The organism is Gordonia shandongensis DSM 45094 (genome assembly GCF_000423025.1).
In the GTDB taxonomy this organism is placed as follows: Bacteria; Actinomycetota; Actinomycetes; order Mycobacteriales; family Mycobacteriaceae; genus Gordonia; species Gordonia shandongensis.
On record NZ_AUHE01000034.1, the window covers coordinates 1 to 1,162 of the forward strand.

Genomic DNA, 1,162 nt, shown 5'->3' on the forward strand with positions numbered 1-1,162 from the left:
CAAGGATGACTTCGACAACCTTTCGTTGAGTCGAAACAGTCGCAGTTGACTCACTGGATCGAAACATCGTGGACACGGGCACTACCCTCCAATCTGGCACGAATCGTCCGCGCTAAAGTCACCGGCGGCCGTCGCGGTCCCACTGAAGCACTCTGTGCGTTGCCCCATGCCCAGTCCCGACCAGACGATCTTTTGTTCGAACTGCTCGCCGGAGAGCGAGTAGCCGTGGTAGCGATCAAGGCCGACGCGGGCGAGGGAATCGAAGGCCTGCCCGTTGTAGCTCCAAGTAGGCGTCTTCGTCTCGCCGCCGCGGTGTACAACCTCAATCGAGGTCATAGTGACTCCCGGAATTCCGCAAATTTTGACCTCTTGCCACCACGTATACAGCGTATTTCCAGCCAATGCCTTGCGTTCTAGCTTGAGTGAAGTACGCCTGCAGTATTCAGCGGCTTTCTTCCGACCCAAGTTTTCAATCTGGAGCTTCGGCTTCCCACGAGTTGGCGTGACGTAGTCATCTGCAAGCTTACGGTCCGCCTTCGTGTATGACAGGTACTTCGCTCGAGGATTCACAGCACGAAGCAATTGGTCGACGAGCATCTTGGCGCGTGCAAGCAAGTTCTGAGGACGGTAGTCGCCCGGTTGAATCGTCGGCTGACTTGGATCAACGCCGTTCGCGTTGTCATTCCGATCAGTTGGAGCATCGATGCCCGGCTGATCTTTAGGGTCATCCTTTTGCGACTTAGGGGCTTCGGGGGTGCCCTTCGGGCTCTTCTCCTCATCTGAAGAGTCGGGGGCGTTTGACGGCGGTGGCGCTGAGGGGTCGCTTCCACACTTGTAGGGAACAGGAGGCGCCGGTGCATCGGTGGCACTCTTGCCTGGGTTTGCCCTAGCCCAAGCCTGCTTCCAAGCGTTGTTGTATGCGGTGGTTTCCCTCTTGCAGCGCTCTGCCGGAGTCTCTGCGGTTGCGACACCTAGCCCGATAACCAGGCTGATGCTCGAAACTAGCACCAGAACAACGCTTGCAATTCGCGATGTAGATTTCATGTGTCTGTACTCCAATGCTGGTCAGATGCGGCTGGTGGGGCCGTGGTCGTAGTACACGTACACACCGGTAGCAGTGGTCACGCTGATCTTGGCGAACGGGCGGACGCTGATCGGCCCG

At 57.7% G+C, this 1,162-nt stretch carries 1 protein-coding gene; it reads right to left on the reverse strand.

The genetic code is table 11. The features are described 5' to 3' along the window. Nucleotides 1-81: 81 nt before the first annotated feature. Nucleotides 82-1,044 carry a hypothetical protein gene (locus G528_RS18530; RefSeq protein ID WP_169515293.1) on the reverse strand — a complete coding sequence of 321 codons (963 nt, stop codon included), beginning with the start codon at nt 1,042-1,044 and terminating at the stop codon, nt 82-84. Nucleotides 1,045-1,162: the final 118 nt, after the last annotated feature.